Origin of the sequence: Actinopolymorpha alba DSM 45243, from assembly GCF_000373925.1 — a bacterium.
Classification (GTDB): domain Bacteria; phylum Actinomycetota; class Actinomycetes; order Propionibacteriales; family Actinopolymorphaceae; genus Actinopolymorpha; species Actinopolymorpha alba.
In genome coordinates, this window is the sequence record NZ_KB892764.1 from 59918 (window position 1) to 75318 (window position 15401).

The 15401-nt window shown below is 68.4% G+C and carries 13 protein-coding genes and 1 pseudogene; 10 read left to right on the forward strand and 4 right to left on the reverse strand.

Annotated features, from left to right (window positions below; translation table 11 throughout):
• Positions 1-75: 75 nt before the first annotated feature.
• Positions 76-1701: an L-glutamate gamma-semialdehyde dehydrogenase gene (pruA, locus tag B141_RS0121635; RefSeq protein WP_026257447.1), complete on the forward strand. Its 1626-nt coding sequence runs from the start codon at positions 76-78 to the stop codon at positions 1699-1701.
• A gap of 576 nt (positions 1702-2277) precedes the next feature.
• On the opposite strand, the gene B141_RS41995 is transcribed toward pruA, so the two are convergent.
• From B141_RS41995 to B141_RS0121650, 3 genes are all read right to left on the reverse strand, one after another.
• Positions 2278-2457: a hypothetical protein gene (locus B141_RS41995; RefSeq protein ID WP_051114150.1), complete on the reverse strand. Its 180-nt coding sequence runs from the start codon at positions 2455-2457 to the stop codon at positions 2278-2280.
• Between the two features lie 115 nt (positions 2458-2572).
• Complete coding sequence (locus B141_RS42000) at positions 2573-3121, reverse strand: ribonuclease FAU-1 family protein (RefSeq protein WP_020577279.1); 549 nt, start codon at positions 3119-3121, stop codon at positions 2573-2575.
• The gene (locus tag B141_RS0121650) at positions 3118-3618 is read right to left on the reverse strand and encodes a DUF2505 domain-containing protein (protein WP_020577280.1); all 501 of its coding nucleotides are present in this window, start codon (positions 3616-3618) and stop codon (positions 3118-3120) included. Before B141_RS0121650 ends, B141_RS42000 begins: the two co-directional genes overlap by 4 nt.
• A 225-nt stretch (positions 3619-3843) precedes the next feature.
• Between B141_RS0121650 and B141_RS0121655 the strand changes: the two genes are divergently transcribed.
• From B141_RS0121655 to prfB, 9 genes are all read left to right on the forward strand, one after another.
• Entirely contained in the window at positions 3844-8733 is a 4890-nt protein-coding gene (locus B141_RS0121655; RefSeq protein WP_040421999.1) for an NAD-glutamate dehydrogenase, read from the forward strand.
• A 147-nt stretch (positions 8734-8880) separates the two neighbouring features.
• A complete protein-coding gene (locus B141_RS0121660) occupies positions 8881-10119 on the forward strand; it encodes a TadA family conjugal transfer-associated ATPase (RefSeq protein WP_020577282.1) in 1239 nt (412 codons plus the stop codon).
• Positions 10119-10979, forward strand: coding sequence for a type II secretion system F family protein (locus B141_RS0121665; protein WP_020577283.1), 861 nt, complete (start codon positions 10119-10121; stop codon positions 10977-10979). Before B141_RS0121660 ends, B141_RS0121665 begins: the two co-directional genes overlap by 1 nt.
• Positions 10976-11914: a type II secretion system F family protein gene (locus B141_RS0121670; RefSeq protein WP_020577284.1), complete on the forward strand. Its 939-nt coding sequence runs from the start codon at positions 10976-10978 to the stop codon at positions 11912-11914. The genes B141_RS0121665 and B141_RS0121670 overlap by 4 nt, the downstream gene beginning before the upstream one ends.
• A gap of 13 nt (positions 11915-11927) precedes the next feature.
• Complete coding sequence (locus tag B141_RS0121675) at positions 11928-12143, forward strand: hypothetical protein (protein ID WP_026257449.1); 216 nt, start codon at positions 11928-11930, stop codon at positions 12141-12143.
• Complete coding sequence (locus tag B141_RS0121680; RefSeq protein WP_026257450.1) at positions 12143-12544, forward strand: TadE/TadG family type IV pilus assembly protein; 402 nt, start codon at positions 12143-12145, stop codon at positions 12542-12544. Before B141_RS0121675 ends, B141_RS0121680 begins: the two co-directional genes overlap by 1 nt.
• On the forward strand, positions 12541-13056 hold the full coding sequence (locus B141_RS0121685; protein WP_020577287.1) for a hypothetical protein: 516 nt from the start codon (positions 12541-12543) through the stop codon (positions 13054-13056). The genes B141_RS0121680 and B141_RS0121685 overlap by 4 nt, the downstream gene beginning before the upstream one ends.
• Entirely contained in the window at positions 13053-13538 is a 486-nt protein-coding gene (locus B141_RS42005; RefSeq protein WP_020577288.1) for a pilus assembly protein TadG-related protein, read from the forward strand. Before B141_RS0121685 ends, B141_RS42005 begins: the two co-directional genes overlap by 4 nt.
• 345 nt (positions 13539-13883) lie before the next feature.
• Positions 13884-14993, forward strand: a complete 1110-nt coding sequence (gene prfB, locus B141_RS0121695) for a peptide chain release factor 2 (protein ID WP_020577289.1) — start codon at positions 13884-13886, stop codon at positions 14991-14993.
• 137 nt (positions 14994-15130) lie between these two features.
• Here prfB and B141_RS0121700 read toward each other — a convergent pair.
• Positions 15131-15401 (reverse strand): annotated as a pseudogene (locus B141_RS0121700) (IS982 family transposase); the annotation flags it as partial.

Sequence of the window (15401 nt, forward strand, 5' to 3'; positions counted from 1 at the left end):
GGGACGATGGCGGAAGGACGCCCCCGATCGGGACGTCCGTACGAAGGTCCGCCACAACCCCGCGGGAGCCCGACGATGGATGCCGTCACCCACGTACCCCCTCCGGTGAACGAACCGGTCAAGAGTTACGCACCAGGCAGCCCCGAGCGCGCGAGTCTGGAGCGCCGGCTGGTGGAACTGTCCGGTGAGCGGCCTGAGTTGACCGCGACGATTGGCGGTGTGCGGCGTCCCGGTGGCGGAGAGCCGTTCTCGGTGGTGATGCCGCACAACCACCGGCATGTCCTTGGCACCTTCGCGCACGCGACCGAGCAGGACGCCGAGGACGCGATCAAGGCGGCGCGGGACGCTTCGGCCGAATGGCAGTCGCTGGCGTTCGAGGACCGCGCGGCGATCTTCCTCAAGGCGGCTGACCTGGCCGCCGGGCCCTGGCGGGACACGCTGAACGCCGCCACGATGCTGGGCCAGAGCAAGACCGTGCAGCAGGCGGAGATCGACGCGGCGTGCGAGCTGATCGACTTCCTGCGGTTCAACGTCGCGTTCGCGCGGCAGGTCCACGCCGAGCAGCCCCAGTCATCGGCGGGGGTGTGGAACCGCGTTGAGTACCGCCCGCTCGAGGGTTTCGTCTATGCGATCACGCCGTTCAACTTCACCGCGATTGCCGCGAACCTGCCGACCGCTCCGGCGCTGATGGGCAACGTCGTGCTGTGGAAGCCGTCGCCGACCCAGACGCTCGCGGCGTACCACACGATGCGGCTGCTCGAGGCGGCTGGACTTCCGCCGGGCGTGATCAACCTGCTGCCAGGCGACGGGATCGCCGTCTCCAATGTCGCGTTGAAGCATCCGGAGCTGGCCGGGATCCACTTCACGGGGTCGACGGCGACGTTCCGGCACCTGTGGCGGACCGTGGGGGAGAACCTCCACGCGTTCCACAGCTATCCGCGGATCGTGGGGGAGACCGGCGGGAAGGACTTCATCCTCGCTCACCCGTCGGCGGATCCGGCCGTTCTGAAGACGGCGTTGATCCGTGGTGCGTTCGAGTACCAAGGGCAGAAGTGCTCGGCGGCCTCGCGCGCCTACATCCCGCGAAGCGTGTGGGATCAGGTGGCCGACCAGCTTGCCGGCGAGACCGAGGCGCTGGCGATGGGCGATGTCGCGGACCTGTCCAACTTCATGGGCGCGGTGATCGACGAGCGCGCGTTCACCAAGCATGCGGCGGCGATCGACCGGGCGAAGGCGTCAAACTCGATCTCCGTCGTGGCTGGCGGGCAGTACGACGACAGCGTGGGCTACTTCGTCCGGCCGACCATCCTGACCTGCGACGACCCGACCGACGAGATCTTCACCACCGAGTACTTCGGCCCGATCCTTGGCGTCTACGTCTACGACGACAGCGCCTACGACCAGGTGGTCCGGCAGCTGGAGTCGGTGACGCCGTACGCGTTGACCGGCGCGGTCATCGCGCAGGACCGGTCCGCGATCGCCGAGGCGTCGCGGGTGCTGCGGCATGCGGCGGGCAACTTCTACGTCAACGACAAGCCGACCGGTGCGGTGGTGGGGCAGCAGCCATTCGGCGGTGGACGGGCCAGCGGCACCAACGACAAGGCCGGCTCGATGTGGAACCTCATCCGGTGGGCCAGCCCGCGCTCTCTGAAGGAGACCTTCGTTCCCTCGACCGACTACCGCTACCCCCACATGGGCTGAGCCACCCGAGATGGCTCCCGATCTACAGTTAGTGACCTCTCGAGCAACGAGCTGTACAACGGACCCAGAAAAGCCGCGCAGCTTGCCGGGTTGTCATAGCTATCTCGGCCAAGAGACCGAGATACCTATGACAACCCGGGGTTGGATTGCGTACACCCAGTCCGCCCGGATGCTGAGATAGACCGCGAGGCATCCGGTACGTGAGACGACAGGCCCTGCCGTGGTGAGGGACTGTCGACTTGTCCGAAGGATCGGCACCCCTCCACGCGGAGAAGCTTCGGACAAGTCGCGGACGCAGTCGGGGGCCCATTCAAAGCTCCATGGGAGTTCCAGTTCCCCTTGGTCGAGGAGCCGAATGATCACGTATACGTGGTCATTGCATGCCTCGCATGGCACCGACACCATGCGGGGCGGGTAATGACCACGTATACGTGATCATTCGGATCTTCACGCCCCCGGCACACCCAGTCGTGCGGGCCAGGTCCGCCCGGCGGCGGGGAACCCGCCCGCGTTTACACGTCGCGTACACCGCGAGCGGTCCTGATCCTCGACCGGAGAAGGCGGGCTGAGGTTTCGTCAGGCGACGCGGGTGGTGACGACCTGGACGTCAACGTCCAACGTCACGTCAACAAACAGAGCGGTGCCGCAGACAATGCACACCCACTCGGGGCACTCCGCCTTGTGTCCGTCATCGCACGGCGGCTGCTCGAACAGCTGCAGGCGCCGGCAACTCGGGCACTCGAACGTCGACTCCATCACGGCTGGGACCTCCCGTCGTCCGTGGATCCCTCGCACCTGAACGGCGGCGCCTCATCGGCGCTCCAGACACCGTCGCAGGATCCCCGGGCGAAACCGTGGCGACACGCCGGTCTCAGCGTGGATAGATCGACCAGGTAAGGGTGATGCCGAGGGAGCGCAGCCAGGCGTCGACGTCGTAGCCGTTGGCGGTGATGCCGGCGAATGTGCGGTACGTCGTCTCGAGCGCGTGCTCGGCATCGGGCGGCTCGAGGTACCCCGCGCGTACCGCCGCCACGAACTCGTCGGAATCGACGACGACCGCGTCCTTGCCCGTACGGACCAGGATGTCGAGGTAATGGTCGACGGCCCGCCACGCCGTGCCCTCGATTGTCACCCGCAGGACGTCGACGTAATGGTCTTCGTACCGATCCTGACCGGGGTGCCCGCGAAAGTCCGTCACACGGATGTCGAGGTCGGGCAGCAACCACGACTGCAGCCAGGCGATCCGCGGGTGGTCCACCACGGGCCGCGCGATGTAGAGCCCGAAGTCCGTCACCCGCCAGGTGTCCACGGCGCGCACCGTGCCCGCGCGGTCACGGTCGACCCGCTCGTTGAGGTCGTACGTCGCGGCTGACGGCCGGTGGACCGTCTCGAGCGCCGCGGCTGTGCGCGGAACGCTCACCGGTTACCTGACAGCCAGGAGCGGCCGAGTTCCTCCATACCGTCGAGCCCCGCGATCACGGCAGGTGCGGCGGCCTCCTCGATCTTCTTGCCGATGAGCGGCACGGACGCCTTCAACTCAGCGTCGACGATCTGCCGGGTCGCGGTGCCGCCAGCCTCGGGGATGAGCTGGATGGTGCCGCGCATGGTGACGGGGGCGTTCGCGATGTCGACCCGCAGCTCGCCGCTTCGCGAGGCGTCCGGGCCGGCTTCGCCCCACGTGATCACCTCGTCGAGCTCGATGCACTCGCCGACGAGCCTGCGGACGAAGTCAGGCACCTCGGCGGGCAGGCTCTGGTGGGTGCGGCTGCGAGCGCCAGCGCCGAAGGACTCGACGGTGACGTCGTAGCGGATGGCGTGCGCCGCCTGGGCCCGCTTGCGGATGAAGCTCTCGCTGGTGAGCATCGCGAACACGGTGGTGGGGTCGGCGGCGTACCTGGTTTCCCGGTGAAGGTCCATAGGGGAGATCCAACACGATGATCCGCCTGTTTGTCGGTAGGAGACGGCTCGGGCTTTCGGTCGGGAGCTCATGCCCTGCGTCTATGGCGGGATACCCCGGATTTGTCGGGCCCCGTGCCTCGTCGGGCAGCGGCACAGGGCTTATGGTCAGGTAGGCGCGTACAACGACGTACGGCCTCAGCACGCGCAGTGCTGACGTACGACGATGTGCAGAGGCGACAGGGCATGACCGTCACCGGCAGCAAGTGGGACGACACCAAGGACGCCATCCTCGCTGACGCCGCGAAGGTAGCCGAGCACAGCCGATCCGCGGGCGCCCTGTCAGTCGAGCAGGTCAAATCGCTCCTGACCGCCTACTACCGCCACGTATCCGCCGAAGACCTCCTCCACCGCGATCCGGTGGACGTGTACGGCGCGGCGCGCAGTCAGTTCCGGATGGCGGTGGACCGCCTCCCCGGCACCGCTTCGGTCAACGTCTTCACACCGACGGTCGAGGAGCACGGCTGGTCGTGCAGCCACACGGTCGTCGAGGTCGTGACTGACGACATGCCGTTCCTCGTCGACTCTGTGACGATGGAGCTGTCCCGCCAGGATCGCGGGATCCACCTCGTCGTCCACCCGCAGCTCATGGTCCGCCGCGACGTGACCGGGCGCCTGCTGGAGATCGTCGGCACTTACAACGGGCAGCCGCCCAGCGCACCTGAGCATCCGCGTACCCCCGACACCATCCTCGAGTCGTGGATCCACGTCGAGATCGACCGGGAGACCGAGCCGGCCGACCTGGCGGAGATCGAGGCCGACCTGCGGCGGGTGCTGAGCGACGTCCGGGAGTCGGTCGAAGACTGGCCGAAGCTGCGGGTCCGGGCTCTCGAGGTCGTCGAGGAACTCGCCACCGCGCCGCCGCCCCTGCCCGAGCAGGAGATCGCTGACACGCGGGAGCTGCTGACCTGGCTCGCCGACAACCACTTCACGTTCCTCGGTTACCGCGAGTACGCCGTCGCGGGTGAGGACGGCGACAGCGTGCTGCGTGCGGTGCCGGGCACAGGCCTTGGCATTCTGCGTTCGGATCCGCGGCACTCCCGGTCGTTCAGCCAGATGTCGCCGGAGGTCCGGGCCAAGGCGCTGGAAAAGAAGCTGCTCATCCTCACCAAGGCCAACTCCCGCTCCACGGTGCACCGCCCGGCGTATCTGGACTACATCGGGATCAAGAAGTTCGACGCGGACGGCAACGCCGTGGGGGAGCGGAGGTTCCTCGGGCTGTTCACGTCGGCCGCCTACACCCAGAGTGTGCTGCGCATTCCGGTGCTGCGGGCCAAGTCGGCCGAGGTGCTGACCCGGTCGGGGTTCTCCACCGATTCGCACTCGGGCAAGGTGCTGCTCGACATCCTGGAGACCTATCCGCGCGACGAGCTGTTCCAGGTCTCGGTCGATGAACTCCTGCCCACCATCCTCGGTGTCCTCTACCTGCAGGAACGCCGCCAGCTGCGGTTGTTCGTACGCCGGGACGACTATGGGCGCTACCTGTCCTGCCTGGTCTACCTGCCGCGCGACCGGTTCGCCACGCAGGTACGCCTGAAGATCCAGGACATCCTGCTCGAGGCCTACGGCGGGGAGACGATCGACTTCGCCCTGCGGCTGTCGGAGTCGGTGCTGGCCCGCCTGCACTTCGTGGTCCGGGTGCCAAGGGGCGCCGGCATTCCCGAGGTCGACGTGTCGGAGCTGGAGCAGAAGCTGGTCCAGGCGACCCGCAGCTGGTCTGATGAGTTCGCGGACGCGTTGAGCGACCAGGTGGGCGAGGAGGAGGCCGCTCGCCTGCACCGCAAGTACGCCGACGCGTTCCCCGCCGCCTACCGCGACGACTTCCCGGCCCGCACCGCCGTGGCCGACCTGCGCCGCCTGGAGGAGCTCCCGCCCGAGGGAGGCCTGGACCTGTCGTTGTACGAACCCGTCGACGCCGGCACCGACGAGCGGCGGTTCAAGATCTACCGCACCGGCTCGTCGCTGTCGCTGTCCGAGGTCCTCCCGCGCCTGACCCGGATGGGTGTGGAGGTGGTCGACGAGCGACCGTACGCCATCGAGACGGCCGGCGGCACCGCCTGGATCTACGACTTCGGGCTGGTCTACGCGGGTCCGGTCGGGGCCCCGGCGACGGCGGTGCGGGAGTTGTTCCAGGACGCGTTCGCCGCGGTGTGGTCGGGTCAGGCCGAAAGCGACGGCTTCAACGCGCTGGTGCTACGGGCCGGCCTCACCTGGCGGCAGGCAAGCGTGCTGCGGGCGTACGCGAAATACATGCGGCAGGCGGGCGCCACGTTCAGCCAGAACTACATCGAGGACGCCCTCACCGCGAACGTCGACCTGGCCCGGTTGCTCATCGAGCTCTTCGAGACCCGGCTCGACCCCGGGACGGGATTCGAGCCGCAGACCCGGGAGGCGCGGTCCGCGGAGGTCGTCAAGCGCATCGAGCACGCCCTCGACGACGTGGCGAGCCTCGACCAGGACCGCATCATCCGTTCGTTCCTGACCCTCATCCGCACGACGCTGCGGACCAACTACTTCCAGCGCGGCGTCGACGGACCCAAGCCGTACGTCTCGTTCAAGCTCGATCCGCGCGCCAATCCCGACCTGCCCCAGCCACGGCCCCACTTCGAGGTCTGGGTCTACTCGCCGCGGGTCGAGGGCGTCCACCTGCGGTTCGGTCCGGTCGCGCGGGGCGGGCTGCGCTGGTCCGACCGCCGAGAGGACTTCCGCACCGAGGTGCTCGGACTCGCCAAGGCGCAGATGGTCAAGAACACCGTCATCGTCCCGGTCGGAGCCAAGGGCGGGTTCTTCTGCAAGCAGCTGCCCGATCCGGGCGACCGGGACGCCTGGCTGGCCGAGGGGATCGCCTGCTACAAGACGTTCATCAGCGGGCTGCTCGACATCACCGACAACCTGCGGCGCGGCACGGTCGTCGCCCCACCCGACGTCGTACGCCACGACGCCGACGACTCCTACCTCGTGGTGGCAGCCGACAAGGGCACCGCGACGTTCTCCGACACCGCCAACGAGGTCGCGAAGTCGTACGGCTTCTGGCTGGGCGACGCGTTCGCCTCCGGTGGGTCCGAAGGCTATGACCACAAGGCGATGGGCATCACCGCGCGCGGTGCCTGGGAGTCCGTCAAGCGGCACTTCCGCGAGATGGGGCGGGACTGCCAGACGCAGGACTTCACCTGCGTCGGGGTCGGCGACATGTCAGGCGACGTGTTCGGCAACGGCATGCTGCTGTCGAAGCACACGAAGCTGGTCGCGGCGTTCGACCACCGGCACATCTTCCTCGACCCCAACCCCGACCCGGAGACGTCGTACGCCGAACGCCGGCGGATGTTCGAGCTGCCCCGGTCGAGCTGGGCCGACTACCGCCGCGAGGCCATCTCCGAAGGCGGCGGCGTCTTCCGGCGTACGGCGAAGTCGATCCCGCTGAGCAAGGAGGTCCGTGCCGCCCTCGGCATCCCGGCCAGCGTGGGCGCGCTCACCCCCAACGAGCTCATCCGCGCGATCCTCACCGCACCCGTCGACCTGCTGTGGAACGGCGGAATCGGCACCTACGTCAAGGCGGCGTCGGAGTCCCACGCCGACGTCGGCGACAAGGCCAACGACGGTGTCCGGGTCAACGGCGCCGACCTGCGCTGCGCGTGCGTCGGTGAGGGCGGCAACCTCGGCGCGACCCAGCTCGGCCGGATCGAATACGCCAGCCGGGGCGGGCGGATCAACACCGACTTCATCGACAACTCCGCTGGTGTCGACACCTCCGACCACGAGGTCAACATCAAGATCCTGCTCGACCGGCTCGTCGCCGACGGCGACCTCACCGGCAAGCAGCGCAACGAGTTGCTCGCCGCCATGACCGATGAGGTGGCGGGCCTCGTCCTCGACGACAACTACCAGCAGAACGTCGCCCTGCAGAACGCCCTCGCGGTGGCGCCGGCGTTGCTGCACGTCCACGCCGACTGGGTACGCCGCCTGGAGAAGCTCGGCCTGATCAACCGCGACCTGGAGTTCCTCCCGAACCCCAAGCAGTTCCGGGACCGGCAGGGCCAGGGCGGGGGCCTTACTACGCCCGAGCTCGCCGTCCTCTTCGCGTACACCAAGATCGTGCTGGCCGCTGAGCTGCTCCAGACGACGCTGCCCGACGATCCGTACCTCTCGGCCGAGCTGGCGGCGTACTTCCCCGAGCCGATCCGTAACCGCTTCCGCGGCCAGATGGACACCCATCCGCTGCGCCGGGAGATCGTCACCACCCAGGTGGTCAACCGGATGGTCAACATCGCCGGGATGACCTTCTACCCAAGGCTTTCGCTCGAGACCGGCGCCCCGGCCGACGAGCTGACCAGGGCGCACGTCGGCGCCCGCGAGATCTACGGTGTCGACGAGGTGCTGCGCGAGATCGAGCGGCTCGACCACCAGATCGACGCGAGTACGCAGGTCAGGATGAGGTTGGAGGCCCGGACGATCGCCGAGCGGGCGAGCCGCTGGCTGGTCCAGAACCGCCGCCCACCGATCGACATCGCCGCCACCATCGAGTTCTTCGCCGCTGGTATGCATCGCCTGGTCGAGGCGTTGCCGCGGGTGTTGACCGGGCGGGAACGCACGTTGTTCGAGGGCCGGCTCGCGGGTTACCTGCAGGCCGGCGTCCCCGAGGCGCTCGCCACCACCGTCGCGGTCTACCCGCCGGCTTACGCCGGGCTCGGCATCGTCGAGAACGCACTGCGCACCGGGGTGGACGTCGAGGACGTCGCGCGGGTCCACTTCACCCTCGGCGAGCGCCTGGAGTTGGGCCGCCTCCTCGAACGCATCCTGGCGTTGCCCCGGCAGGATCGCTGGCAGACAACGGCCCGCGCCACTCTCCGCGACGACCTGCACAACGTGCACGCACAGCTCACGCTCAACGCGCTCGCGGTCAGCCCTTCCGACGGAAGCGCGCTCGAACGCGTCGCCGCCTGGGAGGAGCGGGACGCGGGCCTGGTCTCACGTACCCGCGCCACCCTGGCGGAGATCGTCGAGGGTGAGGTCGCCGATCTGGCGCGCCTCTCGGTCGGGCTACGCGTCGTACGCCGCCTGCTTCCCACTGCGAGCTGACTCCGTCGCGCGGCGTGGCGCTGCCGCACCCTGTGGACATCCGGTCGCGAGGTCATGTATCCGCATGACAGAATCCACGGGCGGTGGGTGATCCCTCGCAGTGACAGGAGCAGGCAGCGTGAGACTTTCGCGGGGTGCGTCGGGCTTATGACAGCGGTCGACATCATCGACGCCGAAGTACGTGAGACGGTCCGGCGCGAGGGGCTCGACCCGCTCAAGGAGCCCGGTGCGGTTCGTCGCATGGTTGACCAGGCCATTCTGAGATACGACGAGCGAACGCTGGTCCAGACGCTTCCGTCGCTTGGTGACCCGCGCGAGGTGGCGCGCGAGGTCTTCAACGCGATCGCCGGCTTCGGTCCGCTCCAGAAGTACCTCGACGATCAGACGATCGAGGAGATCTGGATCAACGAGCCGTCCAAGGTGTTCATCGCCCGCAACGGCCGGAGCGAGCTGACCACGACGGTGCTCACCAGCGACGAGGTCCGCGACCTGGTGGAGCGGATGCTCAAGACCACCGGACGCCGGATCGACTTCTCGACGCCGTTCGTCGACGCGATGCTCCCCGACGGTAGCCGGCTGCACGTCGTGATCCCCGACATCACCCGCACCCACTGGGCCGTCAACATCCGAAAGTTCGTCGTCCGCGCGACGCACCTGGAAGACCTGGTCTCGCTCGGCACGCTCAGCGCTCAGGGTGCGCAGTTCCTCGAAGCCTGCGTGGTGGCGGGCCTCAACGTCCTGGTCGCGGGCGGCACGCAGGCGGGCAAGACCACGCTGCTGAACTGCCTGGGCGCCGCGGTCCCGCCGAGGGAGCGGATCATCAGCTGTGAAGAGGTCTTCGAGCTCAAGATCCCGCTGCCCGACTGGGTGCCGCTGCAGACCCGCCAGTCCAACCTCGAGGGCACCGGTGAGATCCGGCTCCGCAACCTCGTCAAGGAAGCCCTGCGGATGCGGCCGAGCCGCATCATCGTCGGTGAGGTGCGGGCCGAGGAGTGCCTCGACCTGTTGATCGCGCTCAACTCCGGCCTGCCGGGTATGTGCACGATCCACGCCAACTCCGCCCGCGAGGCGATCACCAAGATGTGCACCCTGCCGCTGCTCGCGGGCGAAAACATCGGCTCGCGGTTCGTCGTCCCCACCGTCGCCGGCGCGGTCGACATCGTGGTCCACACCCAGCTGATCGAGAGCGGGCGGCGGCGGGTCCGCGAGATCTGTGCGGTGCCAGGACGGGTCGAGGGCGACATTGTCGAGTTGGAGCCGATCTTCGTGCTCCGTGGCGACCGGCTCGTGCGGGCTGAGGGCTACCCGCCGCACCCCGACCGCTTCGAACGGATCGGGTACGACCTCGCTCGGCTGCTCGCGCCACGGTTCGAGGGAGTTGCCTGATGGGAATCCTCCTCGGCCTCATGCTGGGCCTGGGACTCGTGCTCATCATCCGGGCGTTCCTCAAGCCGACACCCAAGCAGGCGTCGTCCGGTCCGTCGATCCGGGACCGCCTCGACGACCTGCTGACCCAGGCCGGCATCGAGGCGGTGTCATCGGGCCAGCTGATGGGCGCCTGTATCGGCGTCGGGCTCTTCGTCTTCCTGGTCATGTTCGTCATCTCCGGCGCAGTTCCGGTGGCGCTGGCGTTCAGCACGATGGCCGCCTACGCGCCACTCGCGCTGGTGCGCTACCGCGCCCGAGCACGCCGGCAGGAGCTGCGGGAGCTGTGGCCTGACGTCGTCGACAACCTGGCATCCAGCGTGCGGGCCGGCCTGTCGCTGGCCGAGGCGCTCACCCAGATCGGCATCCGCGGACCGGAGGCGCTGCGCCGGCCGTTCCAGCGGTTCGCCGAGGACTACCGCGCGACCGGACGGTTCAACGAATGCCTCGACCGCCTGAAGCGCAACCTCGCCGACCCGGTGGGTGACCGCATCGTGGAGTCGCTGCGGATCGCCCGCGAGGTCGGCGGTAGCGATCTGGGCCGCATGCTGCGCACACTCTCGTCGTTCCTGCGTGACGACGCTCGCACCCGCGCGGAGCTCGAGGCCCGCCAGTCCTGGACTGTCAACGGCGCCCGTCTGGGTGTCGCGGCGCCCTGGATGGTGCTCGGCTTCATGTCGTTCCAGCGCGACATCATCGCCCGCTACAACACCCCGCTGGGCTTCCTTGTCCTGGTGGTCGGCGCGGCCCTGTGTGTGCTTGCCTACCGCCTGATGTTGCGGATCGGGCGGCTCCCTGAGGAGCAGAGGGTGCTGCGATGACAATCAGTTGGTACGGCCTGCTACTCGGGCTCTTCGTCGGGCTCGGGCTGACCCTGGCGATTTTTCGGCTGCCGGCGTTCCGGCGGCCGAAGCTCGACGACCGGCTCGCTCCATACATCCGGGATGCGGCCGGACCGCAGGCCTTCGACCTGTCCGACCGGACCTTCACACCGTTCCCCACCCTCGAACGCATCCTGCGGCCCTACTTCCGTAGCGGCGCCGGCATCCTCGAACGCGTTCTGGGTGGTGGCGCCGTCGTCCGCCGCCGGCTCCAGCAGGCCGGCCTCGACATGAGCGTTGATGAGTTCCGGGTCGAGCAACTCATCTGGGGTGCGGGGGGATTCGCGGTCGCGCTGGCGGTGTCGGTCGTCGCCCTGGTCAGTCGGGGCACCAACGCGATCCCGCTCCTCATCCTCTGCGTGGCGGCGTTCGTCCTCGGCGTCCTCCTGCGCGACCGGCGACTCGCCGAGCAGGTCAAGAAGCGCGAGGCCCGGATGATGGCGGAGTTCCCGACGGTCGCCGACATGCTGGCGCTGTCGGTGACCGCCGGCGAGGGCCCGGTGGCGGCGCTCGAGCGCGTCGCGAACGTCAGCAAGGGCGAGCTGGCCCGGGAGTTCCGGCTGGCGCTGGCCGAGGCCCGCACCGGCGCGACCCTCGTGCAGGCGCTGGAGAGCGTGGGCGACCGCACCAACGTCTCGGTCCTTGCGAGGTTCGTCGACGGGATCGCGATCGCCGTGGAGCGCGGCACCCCGCTCGCCGACGTCCTGCGTGCCCAGGCCGCGGACGTGCGCGAGGCCGGCAAGCGTGAGCTCATCGAGGCGGGCGGGCGCAAGGAAATTGGGATGATGGTCCCCATCGTGTTCCTTGTGCTCCCTGTCACCATATTGTTTGCTTTTTTCCCGGGTGCCATCGGCCTGCAGATGATTTCGCCGTGAGAGAGGACCGACGATGAACGCCGTAACGAGGGATCTTTTGGGTGTGGTCGCCTGGCTGCACGCACGCGTGACGTCGGGTGGGCGCGAGCGCGGCGACATGATTGGTTGGATCCTCATCACCGTCATGACCGCCGCCCTGGTCGCCGTCCTGTGGGCGTTCCTCGGGCCGCAGCTGCAACAGTTGCTGCAGGACGCGCTCAACCGGGCCCGGGGCAGCGTTCCGGGGTGATGAGGCGTTGGACCGTCAGGGTCCAGGACGCCGAGCGCGGCTCCTCCGTCGTCGAGTTCGTCCTGGTCCTGACGATCCTGTTGCCGCTCTTCCTTGGCGTTCTGCAGCTTGGGTTGTTCCTTCACGTGCGTAACACACTCACGGCCTGCGCACACGAAGGTGCCCGGCAGGCCGCCAACTACAACGGCACACCCGACCAGGGCGCCGCCGTGACCCGTGACTGCATCGCGGGGGCGCTCTCGGCCGGCATGGCCAGCGGCGTTTCGCCCGGCACCGGTTCCGCGGGCGGGCAGGAGTTGGTTGTCATGGAGGTGCGGGCACGGATGCCGGCGCTCGGCCTGTGGGGACCAACGTTCGGCTTCACAGTGGCCGGCCACGCGGTCAAGGAGCCGACACCATGACCGGCCGGCCGCGGGGGTTTGTGCGGCTGTGGCGCCGTGGTGCGGGTTGGCTTGCCAGCGGCGTGCGGGGCTTCGGCGTGACCCGTCGACTGACCGGGGAGCGCGGCAACGCCATCGTCGAGTTCTGCTACCTGGGGATCCTGTTCCTGATCCCACTCGTCTACGTCATGCTGGCGGTCTTCGACGTCCAGCGCGCCGCGTACGGCGTGTCCGCCGCGGCCCGCGAGGCCGGCCGGGCGTTCGTCCTCGCGCCGAGCGTGGGGGAGGCCGAGGCCCGGGCTCGGCAGGCCGCGCAGTACGCGATGTCAGATCAGGGGCTGGATCTCGGAAACGGCTTCAGCTACCGCTGCGATGGTGGCTGCCTGCAGGCGGGCTCCTCCGTCGTCGTGACCGTCAGCTTCACCGTGCCGCTGCCGTTCGTTCCCGACGCGATCGGTGGTCCGCTGGCGTCGATCCCGGTGAGCAGTACGCATCGAACGCCATACGGCGACTACCGGGAGTCCAGGGGGTGACCGGTCCCATGTATCGGCGTTCAGGAGTGCTACGGGGCGGGCGCCCGCCCCGTCGTCGGCAGCCGGACGAGAATGGCCAGCTGATTCCCCTCATCATCGGGTTCGGCATCATCATCATCCTGTTGTGTGCGGTGGTGTTCGACGCCTCCCAGGCGTTCGTCTACCGGCGCGGCCTGAACGCCATCGCCGACGGTGCCGCTCTCGCCGCGACCAACGGCATCGACAAGGCGGCGATCTACGGCGGTGGTGTCGAGGACAAGGTCATCCTCAGCCGCCAACTCGCCCAGGAAGAAGTGGACCAGTACATCGCCGAGGGTGGATACACCTCGCTGGACTGCGCCGTGAGCGCACTGAACGCCGCCCAGGTGACGGTGACCTGCAACGGCACGGTAATCCTCCCGATCGTCAACGCACTCTCCAACAACCAGGGCCAGATCGACATCACCGTCCAGGCCTCCGCCGAAACCTTCGCCACGCCCTGACGGGGATTTCGCGCTTGTCCCTGCCTACGACGCGGGGAAACGGATCGCGGATCCTAGGCGCCGCGGTGGGAGCCGACGGAATCCCCGCGTCCTGATCATTTCGGGGAAGTGGCCCACGTATCGCCCGAAACGTGGGCCACTTCCCCGAAATGATCTTGAGCCAACGCAAGCCCGCGCCCCGCTTCAGTCAGATTCAGCAACCTGTCCGGCGCCAGAGGTTCGGCGCGGGGAGGTGTCCGACTCACACGGAGACGGCGGCATGGGGAGTTTCGGGAGCATCCACCACGTACCGGTAGCGGGCCACTGAAGAAGCGGGCCACGCGGGGCCGCGTAGGCTTGGGGACCGTGGCTGGACCCGACTTCGACGCAGAGCTCAAGAACCTCGACTCGACCCTACGCAGCATCGAGGCCGTCCTCGACCTCGAGAAGCTGTCCAAGGAGATCGCGGAGCTGAGCGAACAGGCGGCAGCACCCGACCTGTGGGATGACCAGGCGAACGCCCAGCGGGTCACCAGCCGGCTCGCGGCCCGGCAGGCCGAACTCGACCGGGTGACGTCCCAGCGGCAGAAGCTCGACGACCTCGCGGTCCTGGTCGAGCTGGCCGAGGCCGAAGACGACGCCGACACCCGCGTCGAGGCCGAGAAGGAGCTGGCCGAGCTGCGGCGGGCGATCGAGGCCCTGGAGGTCCGTACTCTCCTGTCTGGCGAGTACGACTCCCGGGAGGCGCTCGTCACCATCCGGGCCGGCGCCGGCGGCGTCGACGCGGCCGACTTCGCCGACATGCTCATGCGGATGTATATCCGCTGGGCCGAGCGGCACAAGTACGCAACGGAGGTCTACGACACCTCCTACGCCGAGGAGGCCGGCATCAAGTCGGCGACCTTCGCGGTGAAGGCGCCGTACGCCTACGGCACGCTCTCGGTCGAGCAGGGCACCCACCGGCTCGTCCGCATCTCGCCGTTCGACAACCAGGGCCGCCGGCAGACGTCGTTCGCTGGTATCGAGGTGGTGCCGGTCGTCGAGCAGTCCGACGACGTCGACATCCCCGAGGACGAGTTGCGCATCGACGTCTACCGCTCGTCGGGGCCGGGCGGCCAGGGCGTCAACACCACCGACTCGGCGGTCCGCATCACGCACCTGCCGACCGGCATCGTGGTCGCCTGCCAGAACGAACGCAGCCAGCTCCAGAACCGCGCCACCGCCATGGGCATCCTCAAGGCGAAGCTGCTCGTCCTGCGCCAGCAGGAGGAGCAGGCCAAGATCGACGCGCTGCGGGGCGACGTCGCGGGCTCGTGGGGTGACCAGATGCGCTCGTACGTCCTGCACCCCTACCAAATGGTCAAGGACCTGCGCACCGAGCAGGAGACCGGCAACCCCCAGGCCGTGTTCGACGGTGAGATCGATGACTTCATCGAGGCGGGCATCCGCTGGCGGCGCACCCGCTCAGCCGCCTGACGGCCCGGCGAGATGAACATCGAACACTTCATCGAGGCGGGCATCCGCTGGCGGCGCACCCGCTCAGCCGCCTGACGCGACGGCCGCGACTCGCCCAGATCGGGCATCCGGGGTCGTCTAGACGACTGATTCCTAACTCAGTGGTCGTAGGCGATGAGGGATCGGGTGACGGGGGCGCCGGTGTTGTGGTTGTGCCAGATTGCGGTGGCGAGGGCGAGGAGGCGTTGGGCGATGCGGGCGTAGAGGCTTTCGGGGGTGCGGGCGCCGTGTAGTTCGAGGGAGAGCTGGCCTTTGCCGGTGTCGAAGACCGATTCGATGAGCTGGCGGATGCCGGCGAGGTTGCCGAAACGGCGTTTTTCGTTTCTGCGGTCTGGGCGGACGAAGGCCACATCGTCGAGCGCGGCTTGG